The sequence below is a fragment of the Flavobacterium chuncheonense genome (assembly GCF_042686145.1).
GTDB lineage: Bacteria > Bacteroidota > Bacteroidia > Flavobacteriales > Flavobacteriaceae > Flavobacterium > Flavobacterium chuncheonense.
Genome location: NZ_JBHUPC010000020.1, coordinates 1 through 708 on the forward strand (window position 1 = coordinate 1; position 708 = coordinate 708).

At 41.9% G+C, this 708-nt stretch carries 1 protein-coding gene; it reads right to left on the reverse strand.

Annotated features, from left to right (window positions below):
• Positions 1–708, reverse strand: a 708-nt coding sequence (locus ACFS5J_RS12440; protein ID WP_379812547.1) for an Ig-like domain-containing protein, incomplete at both ends; no start/stop codon positions are given.

Sequence of the window (708 nt, forward strand, 5' to 3'; positions counted from 1 at the left end):
CAATGCATCTGGACAACTTCCTGTTCCTGCAATAAAGTAAGATATTGTCGCCGTTCCAGGTCCTACTCCTGTAATATTTCCTGTTGCATCTACTGTGGCAACTGACCCATTACTTGATGACCAAACTCCTCCTGCATCGCCACTACTTGTAAATGTAGTTCCACTTCCCTCACATATCTCTTGATTTCCGCTTAATGTTCCTGCTACTGGTGCTCTTGTCACCGTCACAGTTAATGTTGCAGTATCATCTGGACAACTTCCTAAACCTGCAACTGTATAAGATATTGTTGCTGTTCCGGCTGAAACTCCAGTTACTAATCCTGAAGCGTCAACTGTAGCTACTGCTGTATTATTTGATGACCAAACACCACCTGTATCTCCATTACTCGTAAATAATGTAGTATCTGACTCACAAATTCCTTGTATTCCACTTAATGTTCCTGCTGTAGGAGTAACTGCAACTGTTACATCTAAAGAAGATGAAGTGTCTACACATCCTCCTGTACCTAGAACCGTATATGTAATTGTTGCTGTACCGGCTGAAACTCCTGTAATAATTCCTGAAGCATCAACTGTAGCGATTGCTACATTACTTGAACTCCATGTTCCTCCAGCATCACCATTGCTAGCAAATGTTGTTGTATCACCTACACAAATTCCTTGTGTTCCACTCAATGTTCCTGCATTTGGTGGCGTAGTAACGGTTAC